General features: G+C 69.2%; 18 protein-coding genes. 11 read left to right on the top strand and 7 right to left on the bottom strand.

Features of this window, described 5'->3' with window-relative positions; translation table 11 throughout:
• Positions 1-22 precede the first annotated feature (22 nt).
• The 4 genes from NR798_RS35875 to NR798_RS35860 form a co-directional block, all read right to left on the bottom strand.
• Positions 23-160 (bottom strand): hypothetical protein, encoded by a 138-nt coding sequence (locus NR798_RS35875; protein ID WP_375767049.1) that lies wholly within the window; start codon positions 158-160, stop codon positions 23-25.
• A 91-nt stretch (positions 161-251) separates the two neighbouring features.
• On the bottom strand, positions 252-551 hold the full coding sequence (locus NR798_RS35870) for a hypothetical protein (RefSeq protein WP_375767048.1): 300 nt from the start codon (positions 549-551) through the stop codon (positions 252-254).
• Between the two features lie 105 nt (positions 552-656).
• On the bottom strand, positions 657-1,322 hold the full coding sequence (locus NR798_RS35865) for a phage tail protein (RefSeq protein WP_375767047.1): 666 nt from the start codon (positions 1,320-1,322) through the stop codon (positions 657-659).
• Positions 1,319-4,168 carry a hypothetical protein gene (locus tag NR798_RS35860; RefSeq protein ID WP_375767046.1) on the bottom strand — a complete coding sequence of 950 codons (2,850 nt, stop codon included), beginning with the start codon at positions 4,166-4,168 and terminating at the stop codon, positions 1,319-1,321. The genes NR798_RS35865 and NR798_RS35860 overlap by 4 nt, the downstream gene beginning before the upstream one ends.
• 266 nt (positions 4,169-4,434) lie before the next feature.
• Between NR798_RS35860 and NR798_RS35855 the strand changes: the two genes are divergently transcribed.
• The 6 genes from NR798_RS35855 (at position 4,435) to ftsZ (ending at position 10,208) form a co-directional block, all read left to right on the top strand.
• Positions 4,435-5,040, top strand: coding sequence for a hypothetical protein (locus NR798_RS35855; protein WP_375767045.1), 606 nt, complete (start codon positions 4,435-4,437; stop codon positions 5,038-5,040).
• 215 nt (positions 5,041-5,255) lie between these two features.
• Positions 5,256-5,951, top strand: coding sequence for an RNA polymerase sigma factor (locus tag NR798_RS35850; RefSeq protein ID WP_375767044.1), 696 nt, complete (start codon positions 5,256-5,258; stop codon positions 5,949-5,951).
• Between the two features lie 149 nt (positions 5,952-6,100).
• On the top strand, positions 6,101-6,571 hold the full coding sequence (locus NR798_RS35845; RefSeq protein WP_375767043.1) for a hypothetical protein: 471 nt from the start codon (positions 6,101-6,103) through the stop codon (positions 6,569-6,571).
• A gap of 135 nt (positions 6,572-6,706) precedes the next feature.
• Entirely contained in the window at positions 6,707-7,315 is a 609-nt protein-coding gene (locus NR798_RS35840) for a hypothetical protein (RefSeq protein WP_375767042.1), read from the top strand.
• Positions 7,316-7,442: 127 nt separating this feature from the next.
• Positions 7,443-8,777 carry a replication-associated recombination protein A gene (locus NR798_RS35835; protein WP_375767041.1) on the top strand — a complete coding sequence of 445 codons (1,335 nt, stop codon included), beginning with the start codon at positions 7,443-7,445 and terminating at the stop codon, positions 8,775-8,777.
• A 216-nt stretch (positions 8,778-8,993) separates the two neighbouring features.
• Positions 8,994-10,208, top strand: coding sequence for a cell division protein FtsZ (gene ftsZ, locus NR798_RS35830; RefSeq protein ID WP_375767040.1), 1,215 nt, complete (start codon positions 8,994-8,996; stop codon positions 10,206-10,208).
• A 6-nt stretch (positions 10,209-10,214) separates the two neighbouring features.
• On the opposite strand, the gene NR798_RS35825 is transcribed toward ftsZ, so the two are convergent.
• Positions 10,215-10,565 carry a hypothetical protein gene (locus NR798_RS35825; RefSeq protein WP_375767039.1) on the bottom strand — a complete coding sequence of 117 codons (351 nt, stop codon included), beginning with the start codon at positions 10,563-10,565 and terminating at the stop codon, positions 10,215-10,217.
• Positions 10,566-10,717: 152 nt separating this feature from the next.
• Here NR798_RS35825 and NR798_RS35820 point away from each other — a divergent pair, with 152 nt between their 5' ends.
• Genes NR798_RS35820 through NR798_RS35810 form a run of 3 tightly spaced genes read left to right on the top strand, consistent with a single transcriptional unit; the run spans position 10,718 to position 13,120 of the window.
• A complete protein-coding gene (locus NR798_RS35820) occupies positions 10,718-12,067 on the top strand; it encodes an acetyl/propionyl/methylcrotonyl-CoA carboxylase subunit alpha (protein WP_375767038.1) in 1,350 nt (449 codons plus the stop codon).
• 53 nt (positions 12,068-12,120) lie between these two features.
• Positions 12,121-12,333, top strand: coding sequence for a biotin/lipoyl-binding carrier protein (locus NR798_RS35815; RefSeq protein ID WP_331097891.1), 213 nt, complete (start codon positions 12,121-12,123; stop codon positions 12,331-12,333).
• Between the two features lie 13 nt (positions 12,334-12,346).
• Positions 12,347-13,120: an enoyl-CoA hydratase/isomerase family protein gene (locus NR798_RS35810; RefSeq protein WP_375767037.1), complete on the top strand. Its 774-nt coding sequence runs from the start codon at positions 12,347-12,349 to the stop codon at positions 13,118-13,120.
• A 21-nt stretch (positions 13,121-13,141) separates the two neighbouring features.
• Here the strand turns inward: NR798_RS35810 and NR798_RS35805 are convergent, their stop codons facing one another.
• Together NR798_RS35805 and NR798_RS35800 are read right to left on the bottom strand one after the other, a co-directional pair.
• Entirely contained in the window at positions 13,142-13,735 is a 594-nt protein-coding gene (locus NR798_RS35805) for a response regulator (RefSeq protein ID WP_203402602.1), read from the bottom strand.
• An 87-nt stretch (positions 13,736-13,822) separates the two neighbouring features.
• The gene (locus NR798_RS35800) at positions 13,823-15,556 is read right to left on the bottom strand and encodes an FHA domain-containing protein (protein WP_375767036.1); all 1,734 of its coding nucleotides are present in this window, start codon (positions 15,554-15,556) and stop codon (positions 13,823-13,825) included.
• A gap of 303 nt (positions 15,557-15,859) precedes the next feature.
• Here NR798_RS35800 and NR798_RS35795 point away from each other — a divergent pair, with 303 nt between their 5' ends.
• Together NR798_RS35795 and NR798_RS35790 are read left to right on the top strand one after the other, a co-directional pair.
• Complete coding sequence (locus NR798_RS35795; protein WP_375767035.1) at positions 15,860-16,639, top strand: outer membrane lipoprotein-sorting protein; 780 nt, start codon at positions 15,860-15,862, stop codon at positions 16,637-16,639.
• Positions 16,636-18,099, top strand: a complete 1,464-nt coding sequence (locus NR798_RS35790) for a hypothetical protein (RefSeq protein WP_375767034.1) — start codon at positions 16,636-16,638, stop codon at positions 18,097-18,099. The genes NR798_RS35795 and NR798_RS35790 overlap by 4 nt, the downstream gene beginning before the upstream one ends.
• Positions 18,100-18,116 lie beyond the last annotated feature (17 nt).

Genomic DNA, 18,116 nt, shown 5'->3' with positions numbered 1-18,116 from the left:
CAATCAGGGTGGGGGAACGGCGTTACCGGACGCGGATGGCGGGCAACACCACGGCCAGGGCCAGCAGCAGGACGGCGAACCACAGGGGCGCCCGGCCATTCAATGCATGGATGATGCACACGATGAGAGCGATGAGGCCGAGGAGGGATTGGACAGTCATGACGGATGGGCTCCACGCAGGAGGGGGGTTGGCGGAAAGGGGAGGAGCCAGCCCTCGAAAGAGCCCGCTCCTCCCCAGACGTTCCGGCAGCTCAGGTGATGTGCGAGTTCAGCGTGTTGACCGCGTTGACGAAGACAGTGGCGATGCTCTTGTCCCTGATGCCGTCAGCGAAAGACACGCTGAACGTCCCGTTCTTGTACTGCATGATGTTCCCCTGCGGCACGTTCTCGATCTTGAACGAGAGGAAGTTGATGTCCAGCTCATCCCCGCCGCCGCTCGCTCCGAGATGGAGGTGGGTGTCGAGCTGTTCATCGTAATAGTAATACCAGGCGTTGCCAGCGCCCTTGGTCCAGCCGTTGCCTGTCAACGCACTTCTCGCCACCTTGGCCATGACATCCCTTTCTCGTCGTGTCGGAGCTTGTTCCTCCGAGAGCCTCCGCTCTTGCGGTGCCCAGGCAGGAGACGCGGCTGGCTGGAGCTTGTGAAAACAGACAGGTCAGCGTCTGCTTCCCGGGAACAGGGGCTCGTCGTCCGGGAACAGGGGCTCGTCATCCATGTGGCAACCCGGGGCCTGGTGCCGCGCCCGGTGGTGTCTGCATTTGATGATGAAGTTCACGTACAGGTTGATGGGCCGGGTCTCCTGGGGAACGGCGCGGGCGCCGCCCGAGGTGCTGACGCTCGAGGTCGTCTTGTCCTCGTCGTTGATGGTCGCGACCGCCATCGTGCCCTGGGTGTTGTTGACGGTTCCTGCCTGGACGACGTGCGCGTAGACGTGCTCGTGCTCCTGAAAGCCGTCGAGCTGGACGGAGCCAACCTGGTTCCCGGCGTTCCCATTCTTGTAGGCGGTCCGGTCCTTCGCGTCCGGATCTCGCGGGGGCGGGGGGTCCGCGTCCGCCCAGCGGGTCGCGTCGCCATTGACGCCCCGGAGGAACAGGCCCCGGCAGTCCGGCAGGTAGAAGACCCCCGGCTTCGACGAATCGTTCGGCCAACCGTAGGCCCGGCCGATGACGCGGAAGAGCTCGGGATAAAGGCTCTGCGTCACCTCCGCGCCGTCACAGGGCAGCCAGCCGCGGCGGCTCAGGTCATCCCGCGTCGCGAGGGTGATGGGGCCCGCGAACGGGACGAGGGTCCCCACCGGCAGCTCGTCATGGTCGCCGATCATCCCTTGAACTCCGGAAGGGTCTCGCCCTGCTGGAGCAGGACGAGCGAGGTGGGGATCTCCTCCCGCCAGTGCTTCTCCCGGGTGTCGCCCTGGGCCGCCGAGAGCGCCACGAGCTCATCCACGTACGACTCGGGCACGGGCAGCGCGGCCTCACTCCAGGGAGGCAGGGTGCCGAAGAGGAAGTAGTAGATGGCCTCGAGCTCCTGCCCGGGCACGATGGGCAGCAGCACGCGCGCCGAGCCGGCCCGCAGGAAGCTCTGGAAGAGCTGATCGGAATCAGGCTCGAGCAAGGACTGGCGCCACGGATGGTGCGGTGCGACCGGGTCGCCCACTCCCCAGGAATAGAAGCGGTAGGCCATCTCGCGCCATTCGCCCAGCCGCTCGAAGAAGCGCAGGTAGATGGGATCCGGTGGGGCTTCCGCCCTGCGTTGCCACAGCAGCGAGAGGCTCCCTTCCTTGAGCTGCTCCTGCTCGAGCTCGCGGTACCGGTCCCGGCTGCTCGCGTCGAGGCGTGCCTGGAAGGCGGCCTGATACTCCTCGAGCCGGGCGTTATACGCCGCCACGAGCGCGTCGTAGGTCCGGCGCTGCCAGGCCTCGAGCAGCCCGGCCTCGAGCGTGCAGGTGAGTGACACGATGACGGCGAACCCATCCGCGCCGCACAGCGCTCCGATGGGGATCTCTCCCTCCAGCTTCCCAATGCCGCTCACGTCCTGGAACAGCTTGGAGCCGCTGGCCGGGGCCGGAATGACAGGGGGCGTGATGGGGTTCTTGCAATCGCAATCCCCGGAGTCACCCGCCTTCGTGGCGGTGCTTGCTCCGGCCGCCGGGGCTGCCTTCTGGCTCGTGAACGACAGCTGGCCGATGAGGCCGGTCAGCGTGTAGGCCTGATCGCTGATGGCCCAGGAGACCTGCCCCGCCGTGACCCGGTAGCCCGGAGGGACGGTGAGGGTGCCCATCGTCACGGAGGACTCCCTGCGCAGGGTGGCCTGGACCGACAGGGTCTGCTCGGGTGGCGGCGTCAGTCCGGTAACGCCGTAGCGTGCCGCGTACTCCCGGTAGTTCGCGGCGTCGAGGTCCTTGGGCTCCTGGAGCCCCAGCGCCTCGGGCTCGGCCAGCGGCACGGGCTCGAGCCGCAGGGTGTCCAGGTACTTCGCGGCGGGCTCTGGCAGCATGAGCTCCACCACCAGCCGGCGTCCGCGCTCCGCCAGCTCGAGCGAGAACACCTTCACCAGCCAGCGGTAGATTCCCAGCTCCCTGCTCTCCCGGGTGCTGTTGTCGATCTCCGAGCGCTCGACCCGCTCCTGCTCCTCCAGAAGACGCTGGCTCCGCTCTTCCGAGATGCGGCGGCCGAGCCGCGCCATCGCGAGCCGGGTGAGGTGTTGGGCGAAATCACCGGTCGAGCGCCGCGAGTCGGCCCGTGGGCTGCGGGTGCACGCGGCCTGCCCCTTGTCCGTCCCGTCCACGCCGTCCGAGGGGTACTTCTTGTCGATGTCCCAGCAGCGGAAGGACGCCTCCTGCGCGGCCAGGTCGTTCAGCTCGTCCGCCAGCTCCGAGCGGCGCGCCTCGCGCGACTCGTTGCGTGTGCCTTGCTCCTCCGCGACCGTCACGCGCCCGGAGTCCGTCGCCCGGGAGAGGGCCCGCTGGGTGAGGGACCTGCTCTCGCGCGGCATCAGGTTGACCGTGAAGGCGATCTCCCCCAGCTCGTACCGGGCGAGCCGCTGGCGGATGACCTTGAGTGAGCCGATGCCCAGGAGGGTCGAATAACCCTGCCCGGAACTCTGGGCGGTGCTCGGCAGCGGCGTGGCCCCCGAGGGCAGGACCGCCCGGGCGGACAGCGCCTCCCGCCGGTGTTCCTCCCTCGCGAGGGTCTCGGGCTCCTTCGTCAAGCGCTCCAGGAGCTCCAGGGCGCGCAGCGCGGGCATCAGCAACGCCGCCTCGGGTGCTCCGGGCGTGCCCGCCAGCGTGAAGGCCATGATGCTCTGCCAGAGGCGCCGCCGAGCCTGCGTGTAGGCGTCCGTGCCCACGTAGTCCGCTGGCTTCTCGCCGAGCGCCTCCTGCGCGAGCTTCAGCAGCTCCTCCGGTTCGCACGTGCCTCGCCGCGACTGGAGCTTCCGCGCCACCTCGGCGAGCTTCGCGCCCGGCCCCGGCAACGAGTCCAGGCTCCGCACGTAGTCCTGGCCCTGCATGAAGGTGGCCGCGAGCGGGGACATCTTCGCGAGCTCTCCCTGGCACCCCGCGAGCTGCTGATAGAGCTCCAGGCTCGACGGCTCCGCGCAGAAGATGAACCGCGAGCGGGCGGCGAGCGGGACTTCACCGGGGACGGTGGGCTCGACGAGATGGAAGATGTCGGCCGTGCTCTGGAGGACGACGCCGCTGTTCTCCGGCTCGCCCATCAACGGAGGAGGAGGAGGCTGCGGCGGAGGCGTGGGACCGGGCCGTGGATCCACGAGCTCCCACTCCGCGATGGGGCCCTGGTGTCTCCCCCCCTTGCTGGTCTTGATCTGCCCGACGAGCTGCACCCTGGGCCCGAGCCGCAGCTCCAGGGTGCCCTCCGCCGACGGGAACTGCACTCCGGACGGGAGGGCGAAGGACTGCGGCGAATTCTCCCTCACCTCGAGCTCCGCCAGCTTCTGCTGTCCATTATAAAAGGACACGCTGGCTCCCGGGCCCCGGTCATCGTCATGGGCGCTCCACCGCAGCTCCCACGTCATGTTCGGGAGCACGACGCTTCCCGTGCGTCCCTGGGGGATGTTGCGGGCCGCCGCGCCGGTCACTGCCTCGCCCTGGGTGGAAACGGCTCTTCCCTGGTCCCTCCGGGCTGGAGGGCTCTCCTTGTTCGTATCCATTGCTTTGCGCTCCTTCGGGCGATGCGTCCCTGAAGCCACGCTGCCGCCTCGGCTCCACGACGGCTGGGCGGCAACCCTGTGATGTGCGCCGCGCGTCGGGGGCAGGGGGCCCGCCCGCTCCAACGCCTCCGGAGGGCCTCCGGGCCGCTGTCCGGTATTTCACATCCACCCTGGCTGGCCGTTCTGTCTGAGTAGGCGGAAGAGCGCGGTTCTACCCCTCGCTGATGTCAGTCCCGCCGATAAAATCTGTGATCAGGGAGTACCCCGTGAGCGTTGGTACCTTGATGTTCAGGAATGAGTCAGCGAGCGTCCCCCGGCTCGCGGTCTTCAGGAAGAGCTACGAGCGGCCGGAGCTCGGATTGGTGGCCTGGCAGGTCGTGGTGCTCGCACGTCTCGGCACGGGGGTGATCAACGTCCCCGATGAGATGTCGGTGTTCGTCAACACGGGGGAGGATCCGGCAAGCGGCTCGCGCACGAAGCAGATCTCGTTCAACACGACCTCGGCGCATTTCCGGGTGAAGTCGGTGCTCTCGGATGACCAGCGGGTCTCCGTGCCGGACCTCGAGCTGATCACGCGGCAGGAGGTGGTGGATGAGATCCACATCACCAACGGCTGGCGGCGGAGTGTCTGGGGCCACATCCAGCAGGCTGGCCGCGACCTCTTCTCGCCGCAGCTCATCATTCCGGGAGAGACGCTGCTGGCGGATGTGCGGCCGGGCTTCTTCGTGGCGCACGTCAACGACTTCGTGGGTGTGGGAACGGCCCTGATGAGCAATCAATCGCTCACGACAGGAGCCGTTGAAATGGAGCTGGGCCAGACCCTGATCGTGAAGGGGTCCCGGATGTCTGGCTTCAGCCTCGAGGTTCAATAAGAGTCTTTCGACTGGCGCGACCGTTCCCGCCTGGCCGGCTTCCCCGGGAGTCTCATCCGAGGCAGCCGTTCTTGACGGGAGGAGTGCGCCCGCGGTCACCCCTGGTGGCCGTGGGCCGTGAAGGGCTCATCCAGGGTGTCCCGAGAGACCGTTGCGTCCAGAAGACGCGGGCCTCCAGGGGCGTGAGCTTCCCTCCGTGACGGCAGCGCCGAGCGATGGTCGTCCCCCCGCACGCTGCCTTGCGAGCCGCCATGTCGTTGACCGAATTCACTCTCACTCTTCCGGATGAGCCGGAGGCCTTCACCGGCTCCGCGGAAATGGCAGCCATTGACACGTTCGGCCCCTCCTCGTGCGAGCGCCGTACCGAGGGCCGCGCGCGTCCGCCGGAGCTCCTTGAGCAGGAGTTCTGGCGGTGGTGGCTGAGCCACCGGCCGCACCTGTGGACGCTCAGCTTGCGCCTGATGCAGGGAAACCGCGCTGAGGCGGAAGATGTCTTGAGCGTCGCCGCCCTGAAGGCTCACGCCCACTATCCCCGCCTGGCTCATCGTCTGCTCAAGCCGCGAGAATGGCTCACCACGTTGCTGCGCAACGTGTGCATGGATCGCTATCGCGAGCGCCGGAGCCGTGGAGAGCTCCTGAGCACCTTGGACGAGTCCCATGCCCAGGGGCTGACGCTCCTGCCGGCGGGCTCCGGGGATCCCGAGGAGCGGCTCTGCGTCCAGTCCCGGTTGGAGTCGTTGCGTGTCAAGCTCCGGAAGTTGCCGCACGAGCTGCGGCAACCGTTCCTGCTGCGCTTCGAGGAAGGGAAACAGTACTCGGAGATCGCGCTGCGGATGGGGCTGACGCAGGCGAACGTCCGCAAGCGCATCCAGCTTGCCCGGAAGCGGCTGCGCGGGTTGATGGAGGACTGAGGCGAATCATGCCGAAGGACGAGACGCTCATTTTCGAGAACCGGTCCGAAGGCATCCCCCAGTTGGTGCTATTCAAGAGGGACCCGCTCCGGCCCTCGACAGGCTTGGCCGTCTGGCGCGTGATCGCGATCCCCCGGGACGGAGTCCATGTGCTGCGGATCCCAAGGCAGCTGCAGGTCCATGCCCGCACGGACACCCGCGAGAGCGGAACGCTGTACCAGACCCGGCGGCTCACGCTGCCCTCGTGGTCGGCGCGGCTGCGGGTCATTCCCCTCGAGACAGATGACCGGGTCACCTGGGTGCCGGACCTTCGGCTCGCCGCGGGTGGTGGCGTCCAGGAGGGGACCCTCCACGTCTCGAATGCCCACACCACGGCCATGCTGGTTCACCTGCTGCTCGACGGAGCGCAGCTCCATCCTCCCCGGCGCGTGGCGGTCAACGAGACGGTGGTGCTGGAGGTTCCTCCCTCGTACCACGTGGCCTGGCTGGGCCGGGAGCTGCGTCCGGGAGACCCGCTGTCCCAGGCGGAGCTCGCCGGCCGGGCGGTGGAGATGTTCCATGGGCAGAGGTTGCTCGTGACGGGCTCGCGGATGCGTGGCTATTGCCTCGAGCTCGTCTGAGACAGCGAAGAGCCAGCGGAATCAATTCGTATTCACATACAAGTTTTCAGGCCGTTCAGTGATTGCAGGGCGGCAAGCAAGCCCCCGCCGGAGGCAACAACCTCCGCTCAACCCTTCGTACCCGGAGAAGACAAGATGGCGAACGATTGCCTGACGTTCGAGAACCAGTCGGCGAGCATCCCGCGGCTGGCGATCTTCAAGAAGAGCTACAACCTGCCCGCGCTCGGCCTGATTGCCTGGAGGATCGTGGCGCCCTCGCAGGGTGGCATCTGCACCGTGGATGTGCCGGCCGACTTCGAGGTGTACGTGAGCACCGGTGGCGAGGATGACCCGACCGGTGGCTGCAGGACCAAGAAGGTGGACCTGAGCACCTTCACCGGCCGCATCAAGGTGCTGCCGCGGCCGGTGGACGACAACACCGGGTACGTGCCGGACATCCAGCGCGTGACGGACGGGGTGGTGGACAACGAGATCCACATCTCCAACAGCTTCAGCACCGGCGTGTGGGGCCACATCCTGCTGGGCGGCGAGGACGTGTACCCCCCGCAGATCATCACCCCGGGCGAGACGCTGATGGCCGACGTGCGCCCCTCGTTCTTCGTGGCCCACGTGAGCCAGTTCGTCCGCAAGGGCACGCGGCTCGTCGAGGCGGAGCTGACGGACAAGGCGGTGGAGATGCTGCCCGGCCAGAAGCTGGTGGTCACCGGCTCGCGGATGAACGGCTTCGCCTTCGATGTGACCTGAGCCGCCACTGTCCAGGACACCCCGGGGCCGCGCGGGAGAAGCCGTTCCGCGCGCGCCACGAGGTGCGCCAGGCCCTGCCGGATGACTCGCAAGACAGAGCGCACGTTTGTTAGGGTCCCGCCCGCCGATGCCCGCTGGACCTGACCTGTTCGCCGCCTCCGTCGATGTGAACCGCTTCGCCCCGCTGGCCGAGCGCATGCGTCCGCGCACGCCCGAGGAGTTCATCGGGCAGGCGCACCTGCTCGGCCCTGGCGCTCCGCTGCGCCAGCTCATCGAGCGCAAGGCCATCGTCTCCTCCCTCTTCGGGGGGCCTCCCGGCGTGGGGAAGACCACGCTCGCGCGCATGCTGGCGGCCAGCGTGGACGCGGAGTTCGTCATCCTCTCGGCCGTCTCCGATGGCATCCCCCGCATCCGCGAGGTGGTGGCCGAGGCCGAGCGCCTGCGCAACCAGTACCACCGGCGCACCGTCGTCTTCGTGGATGAGATCCACCGCTGGGCCAAGAACGTCCAGGAGCAGGCCCTGCCCCACGTGGAGAGCGGCCTGCTCATCCTCCTCGGGGCGACGACCGAGAACATCAGCTTCGAGGTGAGGCCCGCCCTCGTCAGCCGGTGCCGTGTCTTCCTGCTGCGCGAGCTCACCCCCACGGACCTCCGCACCGCGCTCACGCGGGCGCTCACCGATGAGAAGCGGGGGCTCGGGGCCCGGCGGCTGACCGTGAGTGACGAGGCGCTCTCCGTCCTGGCGGAGGGGAGTGGGGGAGACGTGCGCAAGGCGCTGGGCGCGCTGGAGCTCGCGGCCCAGCTCACCGCCGACGGTGGGGAGATCTCCCGGGAGACGGCCCTCCAGGCCACCGGGGCGCGCCTGGCGCGGCACAACAAGGACGGGGACGAGCACTTCGATCTGCTGAGCGCATTGCAGAAGTCGTGCAGGGGCTCCAACCCCCAGGGCGCCATCTTCTGGGCGGCGCGGCTGCTGCAGACGGGCGACTACGTGGCGCTGTGGCGCCGGCTCAAGGTGATCGCCGTGGAGGACGTGGGGATGGCCATGCCCGAGGCCATCGGCATCGTGCGCGCGTGTGAGGAGGGCTTCCACTCGGTGGGGATGCCGGAGGGGCGCATCTTCGTCGCCCAGGCGACCCTCACCCTGGCCACGGCGAAGAAGAGCAACCGCGCCTATCAGGCGATGGACGCGGCGCTGGCGGCCGTCGAGGCCCACCCCAACGCGGCCCCACCGCTCCACCTGCGCAACGCCCCCACCGAGCTCATGAAGGAGCTGGGGTACAAGAAGGGCTACGAGGCGCCGTGGAACCACAAGGACCACTACGTGCCCGGGCAGACGTACCTCCCCGAGCCCCTGGAGCGTTCCGTCTTCTACCGGCCCAGCAAGGAGGGCCACGAGGCGGAGCTCCACGAGCGGATGAGCCACTGGTGGCGCGAGGACAAGGCGTCGCGGGGCGAGTGACGGGACCTCCTCGCGCGAGTCAAGAGGCGTGATGCACCCACCGCGCCGCACCGGAGCGCGGTGGGGCTTCCGCGTAAGTGCCTGTGACGACTTGGTACCGCGACGTAGCGCTACATGTTCGTAGCTGAGAACTTGCCAAAGAGCGCGACTTGCTGAAGATGTGAGGTGCAGGGGCGCGCGCGGGCACGTGCGACCTGCGCCGAAAGAAGGAACCACATGGACCAGTTCGACCAGAACAAGCAGGCCGCAAAGATTCGTGTCGTTGGCGTCGGTGGCGCCGGCTGTAACGCCGTCAACACGATGATCATGGCGAAGCTTGAGCGGGTCGACTTCATTGCCGCCAATACCGATGTGCAGGCGCTCGCGGCCAACAAGGCGCCGGTGCGGCTGCAGATTGGCCAGACCCTGACCAAGGGCCTGGGGGCGGGCGCCAACCCGGAGATGGGCCGCGAGGCCGCGCTCGAGTCGCGCGACCAGATCGCCGCCATGCTCGAGGGCGCGGACATGGTGTTCGTCACCGCCGGCATGGGCGGTGGCACTGGCACGGGCGCGGCTCCCATCATCGCGGACATCGCCAAGAGCCTGGGCTGCCTCACGGTGGGCGTGGTCACCAAGCCCTTCCTCTTCGAGGGCAACAAGCGCCGCAAGCAGGCGGAGCAGGGCCTGGTGGAGCTCAAGGCCGCGGTGGACACCCTCATCACCATCCCCAACCAGCGCCTGCTCACGCTCAGCAACGAGCCCATGCCGCTGCTGGAGACCTTCAAGCGCGCCGACGAGGTGCTCCTCAACGCCGTGCAGGGCATCTCGGACCTCATCCAGTACCACGGCTACATCAACGTGGACTTCGCCGACGTGAAGACCATCATGAGCGACAAGGGTCTGGCGCTCATGGGCACCGGCAACTCCTCCGGCGACAAGCGCGCGCTCAACGCCATGCAGCAGGCCATCTCCAGCCCGCTGCTCGAGGACATCTCCATCGACGGCGCCACCGGCCTGCTCATCAACATCACCGGCGGCCGCGACATGACCCTCCAGGAGGTCAACGAGGCCCTCACGCTGGTGCACGACGCGGCGGACCCGGACGCGGAGATCATCTTCGGCTCGCTCATCGACGACAACATCAGCGACGAGGTGAAGATCACCATCATCGCCACGGGCTTCGTCTCGCGCGATGCGAAGGTGCGCCAGCCGGCCCAGGTGGTGCAGGTCCCCATCGTCACCCGGCCCTCGCCCGTGTCGCTGAACGTGGCGCGCGAGGAGGCGGTCAGCCTGGTGCCCGCCAAGGCTGGTTCGCGCTCCATGCCCACCGTCGACACGCGCTCGCTCTCCAACCGCACCGCGGTGGTGAAGGACGCGGCGCTGCCGCTGGACGAGGATCAGTTCGACATCCCCACGTTCCTGCGCCGCCAGGGGCAGACGGAGATGCCGTGAAGTGAGCTAGCGGCCGGGGAGGCGGGCCACGCTCGCCGCCCGGTGGTTGCGCCCGGAGAGCGCGTCGCTGCGCGAGAGCAGTGTGTCCACCTCGCGGTAGTGCTCGTCGATGCGCTCGGGCAGCCGCGGGGCGGGGACCACCCCGTCGCCGGACAGCTGCTCCAGCAGGGTGCTGGCCCGCTGCAGCAGTTGATGGGCCCGGAGCAGCGCGCGTCCCGCCCGCGTACCCTGGGGCGAGAAGAGCGTGCCACCCTGGTAGAGCGTCTCGACGGCCGCGCGGTTGGTGCGAAGGCGCTCGGTGACTCGCGCCCGGTACATCTCCAGCCGCCGCTCGTGGCGCGCGCCTTGGAGATCCACCACTGTCCCTGTCGTGGATGGCTTCACGGGCAAGGACGCTACGCCATTTACCTACATGCCCGCAACTTCCCGGCAGTGGGCGCGTTGTCTCCTTGTCACGCCGCGGGGCGGGGTTTAGGTTCGCGCGCCTCACAGCGGAGGGGTTGCGGGCCATGTTCAAGAAGCTGCTCATCGCGAACCGGGGTGAGATTTCCCGCCGGATCAACGCCGTGGCGAAGGGGATGGGGATCTCCACCGTGGCCGTCTACTCGGACGCGGACGCGGAGCTGCCGTTCGTGAAGGAGGCGGACGAGGCGGTGCGCCTGGGGCCGGCTCCGGCCAAGGACAGCTACCTCAACATCGCGGCCATCCTCGAGGCGGCGAAGTCCACCGGCGCCGACGCGGTGCACCCCGGCTACGGTTTCGTGTCGGAGAACGCCGAGTTCGCCACCGCGTGCAAGGCCGCCGGCATCACCTTCGTGGGTCCGCCGCCCGAGGCCATGCTGCGGATGAAGGACAAGAGCCAGGCGCGCAAGCTGGTGGCCGCCGCGGGCGTGCCCATCGTCCCTGGCACCGAGGACGTGCTCCCGGACGTCGCCTCCGCGCTGGCCGCCGCCGAGAGCATCGGCTACCCGGTGCTCTGCAAGGCCGCGGGCGGTGGGGGTGGCATCGGCATGGCCGCGGCCAAGGACCCGGCCGAGCTGGAGAAGGTGTTCCGCCAGTGCACGGACCGGGCGAAGGCCGCCTTCGGCCGCGAGGGCGTGTACATCGAGCGCTACTTCCCGGCCCCGCGCCACATCGAGGTGCAGATTCTCGGGGACCACCACGGCCACCTCATCCACTGCCTGGAGCGCGAGTGCTCCATCCAGCGGCGCCACCAGAAGGTGGTGGAGGAGGCTCCCTCACCGCTCTTCGCGGACGGCCGCAACGCGGAGCTGTCCCAGAAGCTCTTCACGGCGGCCCTCGCCGCGGCGAAGGCCTTCGGCTACGCCAACGCCGGCACGGTGGAGTTCCTCTACTCGGACGGCGGCATCTACTTCATCGAGATGAACGCCCGGCTCCAGGTGGAGCACCCGGTGACGGAGCTCACCACGGGGTTGGATCTCATCGGCTGGCAGCTGCGCATCGCCTCCGGCGAGAAGCTCACCGTCAAGCAGGAGGACGTGAAGCGGCGCGGGGCGGCGCTCGAGTTCCGCATCTACGCGGAGGACCCGGTGAAGTTCTTCCCCTCGCCGGGCCCGCTCAAGGTGTACCAGCCGCCCACGGGCGAGGGCGTGCGCCTGGACTCGGGCTACGCCGAGGGCAACACCGTCACGCCGAACTACGATCCCATGATTGCCAAGCTCATCGTCTCGGGCGCCACGCGCGCCGAGGCCATCGAGCGCTCCATCGCGGCGCTGCAGAACTTCCGCATCGAGGGCATCAAGACGAACATCCCCCTGCACCTGCGCATCCTGCAGGACCCGGTCTTCCGCGCGGGAGACCTCAATACGCGCTTCCTGGAGCAGCACGCGAAGCCGTAGGCGGGGGCAGCATCTAGAGCACGCAGCACCTTACCTTGCGAAGGAGCACAGCGATGGCGGACGTGGCGGCGCACATCACCGGGACGGTGTGGAAGATCGAGGTCAAGGTCGGGCAGAAGGTCTCCTCGGGAGACACGCTCGTCATCCTCGAGTCCATGAAGATGGAGATGCCGGTGGAGGCGACCGAGGACGGCACGGTGAAGGAGATCCGCTGCAAGGAGGCGCAGCCGGTCAACGAAGGCGACGTCCTCGTGGTGCTCGAGTAGCGGGAAGCGCGCATTGCAGCCGTCAGCCCTGCATGTGGAGGACCGGGACGACGGTGTCCGCGTCCTGACCCTGTCCAACCCGGCGCGGCGCAACGCGCTCGATGATAGCCAGGTGGCCCGTCTGGACGAGGCGCTCGCTTCGGCTCCTGGCAAGGCGCGCGCCGTGCTCATCCGGGGCGAGGGCGGCGCCTTCTGCTCGGGCTATGACCTGAACCTGCTGGCGGCGCCCACCGGAGACCGCCTGCCGGATGACGCACTGATGGCGTGCCTGGCGAGGCTGGAGACGCTGCCGCTGCCCAGTGTGGCGCTGGTGACGGGGCCGGCCTTCGGGGCGGGCTTCGACCTGTCGGCCTCGTGTGACTTCCGAGTGGGCGCGGAGGACGCGCTCTTCAGCATGCCCCCGGCGCGGCTGGGCATCGTCTACTCACCGGACGGGCTGATGCGCGCGGCCCGCCTGGTGGGCGTGGCGCGTGCGAAGAACCTCTTCCTCACCGGACGCAGGCTGGACGCGAAGGACGCGCTCGCCTGGGGCCTGTTGGACGAGTGCCTTCCGGCGGCGGAGGCCGAGGCCCGGGCGCTGGAGCTGTGCCGGACGCTCGCGGGCCAGGCACCGCTGGCGGTGTCGGGCATGAAGGAGACGTTCCGGTTGCTCACGCGGGCGGCCCTGTCCGACGAGGAGCGGGCGCACCTGCGGGAGGTGCGGGCCCGCGCCTTCGCCAGCGAGGATGCCCGGGAGGGCAGGGCGGCGTTCCTGGAGAAACGCACGCCCCGGTTCAGCGGCCGGTGAGGCGGGCCGCTCGCCTGCGGCTCAGGTGTCGCCGAAGAGCTCGCCCATGCGCAGCTGCAGCGCGGAGGCGATCTTGTAGAGCGACGAGATGGAGGCCGAGGACTCGGCGCGCTCGATCTGCGAGAGCAGCGACACGGACAGGCCGGTGCGGCGCGCGAGCTGCTTGAGCGTGAGGTCCTGCGTCTTGCGCGCGTCGCGGATGGTGCGGCCGATGGCGCGGTGCAGGTCCGCCTCGGGATCCTGCGACAGGCCCTTCTTGGCCAGCGCGTTGCGCACGGCGCCGAGGAACTGGTCCGGCTCCATGGGCTTCTTCACGTAGTCGCTGGCCTGGTTCTTCAGCGAGGCCACGGCCGTGTCCACCGTCGGGTAGGCGGTGGCCACGATGACGGCGACGTCCGTGTCGTACTTGCGGATGTGCTCAAGCACTTCGGTGCCGGACATCACCGGCATCATCATGTCCAGGATGACGAGGTGGAAGTCCGCGCTGCGGAGGATCTCCACCGTCTTCGTGGGGTCCGTCGTGGTGACGACGTCATAGCCCTCGCGCATCAGGACGAGCTTGAGGTAGTCGCAGTTGTCCTGCTCATCATCGACCACCAGGATACGAATCTGCACGAACCTTCTCCTCGTGTGTGGGGGAAGCCCGAAGGCGGGGACTCCGTTACACGCCGCGCGGGGCGGCGTCCGTGGGAGTCTCCCGGCCTACTTGCCGCCTCCCGGTTGTTTCTGGCTCTTGTCGTAGTCGGCGACCAACTTCCTGACGTTGGGAGCCATCTCGTGATTGGGCGCGAGCCGTAGGAACTCGCGGTAGTACTGCGCGCCTTCGTCCGGGCGGTTGCGCCGGGCCATCACCGTCCCCAGCGCCAGGTAGCACTGGGCATAGCTCGAATCGAGCGCGATGCACTTGCGCAGGACGGACTCGGCCTCGGGCAACTGCGCCTTGCGCAGGAGCATGTACCCGTCGTCGAAGAGCTGCTTGGCCTGCTGCTCCGTGCTCGGGCCCGGGGTGGGCGTGCGCGGCGTCTTGCTGCCCGCCACCGGCGTCTTGCCGTTGGTGCCGGCCTTCGAGGGCGGAGCGAGCGCGGCCTCCACCTTCTCCTTCAGGGCGGCGTGCTCCTCGGCGAAGGCGAGCGTGCCCTCGGCGGCCTCCAGGTACGGCAGGGCGTCCTGGTAGCGGCCCTCGTCGAAGGCCTTCTGGGCCTGGTCGAGGTTCTGCTTCGACTCCTGCTCCGCCTTGGCCTCGTCGAGCAGCTTCTGGGCCTCGGTGGGGCGCTGGCCGTTGGCGTCCTGGAGGGACTCGAGCGTCTTCACCGCCGCGTCGAAGTCCCGCGCGTCGATGGAGGCCCGGGCACGCTGGAGCTGCTCCGCGAGCGGGACGGCGGCGGGCTGGGTGGGCTGCGGGGCCGGGTTCTGCGCCGGCGGCGGCTCGGGAGGCTGGGTGTCCACCGCGGCCTGCTGGAGCGGGGGAACGGGGGCGGCCGGCTTCTGGCCGAACAGGGCCCAGGCGGCGCCTCCTACCACGGCGAGCACCAGCACGCCCGCGAGCGCCAGCACGAGCCCCTTCTTGGAGCCCTTGGCGGTGCCCTCGTGCGTCAGTCCGTCGGCGCTCTGGCCGGGGCCGATGAAGCGCAGCTTCACGTGGCCGAGCTCGATGAGGTCGCCGTGCCCGAGCGGGGCCTGCGCGTAGCTCTCACCGTTGACGGCCATGCCGTTGGCCGACTGCATGTCGATGATGCGCCACTCGCCGGAGTCCTCGCGCACGAGCTTGGCGTGCGTGCGCGACAGCGAGCGGTGGTCGATGGTGATGTCGTTGTCGTCGGTGCGGCCGATCCGCATCTCCGTGCGGATGCAGGCGAACTCCTGGCCCTTGAGCTCGGCGCTCACCACCAGCAGGTGCGGCGCCTCGTCGGCCTCCACCGCCGCCACCTTGCGGGGCCGGTTCATCTCCACCTGATCCATCCGGATCACCGCGGTGGAGTGACGGCGCTGCTCGGCCGGAGAGGGGGTGGGAGCGTCGTCCTGCTCCTCGTCCTCCTCCGGGTGGGCGGGGACGTCCAGCTCCGTCTCGGCCTCGGCGGCCGGAGCGGATCTGCCCTGGGCTTCGTTCAGGGCGGCCTGCAGGGCCGAGGCGGGCAGCCGGATGGTGGGCGCACCCACCTGGGACTGCTGCGCCTGGGCTTGAGCCTGGGCCTGCGCGGCGGCCTCTTTCTGCACCGCGAGATCGTAGTCGCCGATCTGGATGAGGTCGCCGTCGGCGACCTGGGCCTGCCCCTGGATGCGCTCGCCGTTGATGCGTACCCCGTTATAGCTACCTAGATCTTCCACCAGCACGTGCCCGTTCTGGCGCACCAGGCGTGCGTGGCGGCGAGATACGTTTCGCTCCGTCAGGCGGATCGTGTTCCCTTCCTGGCGGCCGATCGTAATTTCGTCGCGCACGAAGGGGACTACGGTCTTTCGCCCCTCGTCGTCTTCGATGATGAGCTTCAGCACGGGTCGGGTCCCCTTACAGCTATAGCAGAATCCCCCCGGGCAGCTCAAGGAGGGCATCCGCCCAAAATGACAGGGCTTTTCCCGTAGGAAGGGGCCTTGATGGGCCGGTTGTCTATCGGACAGATGGCCGCGCGCCCGGATCAGGCCTCCCGCATATAAGGAGGAAAAGAGGGGGAAACGGCGGGGGAGAGGAGCGGCCGTGCACCCGAAGGGCTGGCGGTGGGAGAGCGTGGGATTAGAGTCCGCGCCATGCGCAACACGCTTGCCCCCCTCCTGTGCGCCGCGGCGGTGGCGCTCCTGCTGGCTCCCCAGGTCCTGGCCGCGGACTCTGCGGCGGACATCGCCCGCCGGAGCCGGGAGCGGGGCGCCCTCAACCTGCTCGGCGTGCGCGCGGAGCTGAAGCTCACCACGGTGCTGAAGGACGGCCGGCGCAAGGAGCAGGTGCTCTCCTCCACCGCGAAGCGGGTGGGCGGACGGCTGCACTCGCTCGCGCGCTTCTCGCAGCCGGCGAGCGTGGCGGGCGTGGCGGTGCTCACCGTGGAGGGCGCCCCGGGCGAGCCGGCCGACATCTCCCTGTACCTGCCCAAGTTCAAGCGGGTGCGCAAGGTGGCCAAGGGGCAGCGGGGCCAGTCCTTCATGGAGACGGACTTCACCTACGTGGACCTGGGCGGCTCGGGCGGCGAGCGCGACGAGTCGCTCCGGCTGGTGGGGGAGACGAAGGTGCTGGACCGACTCGCCCACGTGCTGCGCGGGAAGGCGGGGCCGGACTCCCCCTATGGGGAGGTGACGCTCTACGTGGACAAGGAGACGGACGTCCCGGTGAAGGCCGAGTACTCGGACCGCGAGGGCAGGCCCCTCAAGGTGTACCGCGCCGTGCGGCTCAAGAAGTTCAAGGACCGGGTCGTCGCCTCGGAGGCGGTGATGGAGAACCTCCAGACGGGCTCGCGCACGACGCTGGAGGTGCTGAAGCTGGAGGACGTGCAGCTCGGCGACGAGGAGTTCACCGAGCGGGCCCTGGAGCGCGGGTGAGACGCGCGGCGCCGGCACTGCTGGCCCTCGTCCCCGCGCTCGCCCTCGCCTCGCCGCAGGAGGCGGCACCGCTGCAGGAGCTGCCCGCGGATGCACCCGCGGCGCCCACGGTGACGGTGCGGGGAGACATGCGGTTGATGGGGGGCGTGGACACCGGTTTCGAGCCGGCCCGTGAGGACGGCCTCGGCGAGCACGTGGTGGACGGGTGGGGGAGGGTGTCGCTCGCCACGGACGTGAAGCTGAGCCGCGCGCTGCGGCTGGTGGTGGAGGGGCGGGCCTTGTGGCGCGGCGGGGCCCAGAAGGGCTTCGAGCGCGAGAAGTCCTCCTTCGAGCCGTTCCTGGGCGAGGCCTTCCTCGACGTGTACACCCGGTGGGTGGACGTGCGGGTGGGGCAGCAGACGCTGGCCTTCGGGGCCAACCCCTTCTTCGCGCCCACGGACGTCCTCAACCCGCGCGAGCTGCGCCAGAGCTTCGTGCAACTGGAGCCGGAGGATTTGAAGCTGCCCGTCTTCGCCGCGCGGGCGCTCGCCACGGTGGGGCCCCTGTCCGTCACCGGCGTGTGGGTGCCCTTCTTCTTCGCGGACCGCTACGACGTGTTCGGCCAGGACACGGCGCTGCTGCAGCCGCCGCTGGGCGTGCCGGTGCCTGTCTCCGTGGATGCCTCCGTGGAGGACGGACTGCAGCCGCGTCTGCTGGAGACGCAGCGGCCGGGCCTGCCCGGAGACGTGGGCCTGCGCGTCACCGGTGCGGTGGGCGGGGTGAAGCTGGGCGGCTCGTGGGTGTGGGCCAACGAGAAGCAGCCGCAGGTGACGCTCGACCCCGAGCTGGAGACGCTGTTGCGCGCCCGGGAGCGCGGCGAGCCGGTGGACGCGGCGCTGCTGCTCTCCTTGCAGGACCGGCTGAGCGCGGGTGAGTCGCTCGTCACGGGCCGTTATGGGCGCCAGCACGTGGTGGCCGCCGAGGCGAGCACGCTGGTGGGGCCCGCGCAGTTGGACGTGGACGTGGGCTTCAGCCCCTCGCGGACGTTCTACGGCGACCGGCTGCGGCCGCTGCGCAAGCCCGCGGTGTCGTGGGTGGTGGGCGCGTCGCAGGCGGAAGAGTCGGACCTCGTCTACTCCGTCACCTATACCGGGCTCGCGGTGCCGGGCGTGGGGGCGCAGGAGGTGCTCTTCCTGCTCGAGCCGGGCACGGCGCGCGGACGGGAGCGCACGGCCTTCTTCCACCTGCTGGTGGCGGACGTCGGGTATTCGCTGCTGGAAGGTCGGCTCCAGGTGGGGCTGCGCGGGGCCTTCGAGCCCATCCAGCGCTCCTTCCTCGTGGCGCCGCGCGTGGGCTGGCGCGTGAGCGAGCGGGTGCACGTGGGGCTCGCGGCCGAGGTGTATGGCGGCCCGTCCTTCAGTGCCTTCGGCTACTTCAACCGCAACGATCAGGTGCTCGCCTCGGTGCGGCTGGTGCTGTGAGCCTGGCTGTAGGCCTC

Source organism: Archangium gephyra (assembly GCF_042230915.1).
Classification (GTDB): domain Bacteria; phylum Myxococcota; class Myxococcia; order Myxococcales; family Myxococcaceae; genus Archangium; species Archangium gephyra_B.
Note: the sequence above shows the minus strand (reverse complement) of the source record. Positions and strands in the feature narration are given on the sequence as shown.

Bases quoted from the DNA above. Each gene is read 5' to 3' on its own strand.
- NR798_RS35875 (WP_375767049.1), bottom strand. From the start codon at position 160: ATGACTGTCCAATCCCTCCTCGGCCTCATCGCTCTCATCGTGTGCATC.
- NR798_RS35870 (WP_375767048.1), bottom strand. From the start codon at position 551: ATGGCCAAGGTGGCGAGAAGTGCGTTGACAGGCAACGGCTGGACCAAG.
- NR798_RS35865 (WP_375767047.1), bottom strand. From the start codon at position 1,322: ATGATCGGCGACCATGACGAGCTGCCGGTGGGGACCCTCGTCCCGTTC.
- NR798_RS35860 (WP_375767046.1), bottom strand. From the start codon at position 4,168: ATGGATACGAACAAGGAGAGCCCTCCAGCCCGGAGGGACCAGGGAAGA.
- NR798_RS35850 (WP_375767044.1), top strand. From the start codon at position 5,256: ATGGTCGTCCCCCCGCACGCTGCCTTGCGAGCCGCCATGTCGTTGACC.
- NR798_RS35840 (WP_375767042.1), top strand. From the start codon at position 6,707: ATGGCGAACGATTGCCTGACGTTCGAGAACCAGTCGGCGAGCATCCCG.
- NR798_RS35835 (WP_375767041.1), top strand. From the start codon at position 7,443: ATGCCCGCTGGACCTGACCTGTTCGCCGCCTCCGTCGATGTGAACCGC.
- ftsZ (WP_375767040.1), top strand. From the start codon at position 8,994: ATGGACCAGTTCGACCAGAACAAGCAGGCCGCAAAGATTCGTGTCGTT.
- NR798_RS35820 (WP_375767038.1), top strand. From the start codon at position 10,718: ATGTTCAAGAAGCTGCTCATCGCGAACCGGGGTGAGATTTCCCGCCGG.
- NR798_RS35815 (WP_331097891.1), top strand. From the start codon at position 12,121: ATGGCGGACGTGGCGGCGCACATCACCGGGACGGTGTGGAAGATCGAG.
- NR798_RS35795 (WP_375767035.1), top strand. From the start codon at position 15,860: ATGCGCAACACGCTTGCCCCCCTCCTGTGCGCCGCGGCGGTGGCGCTC.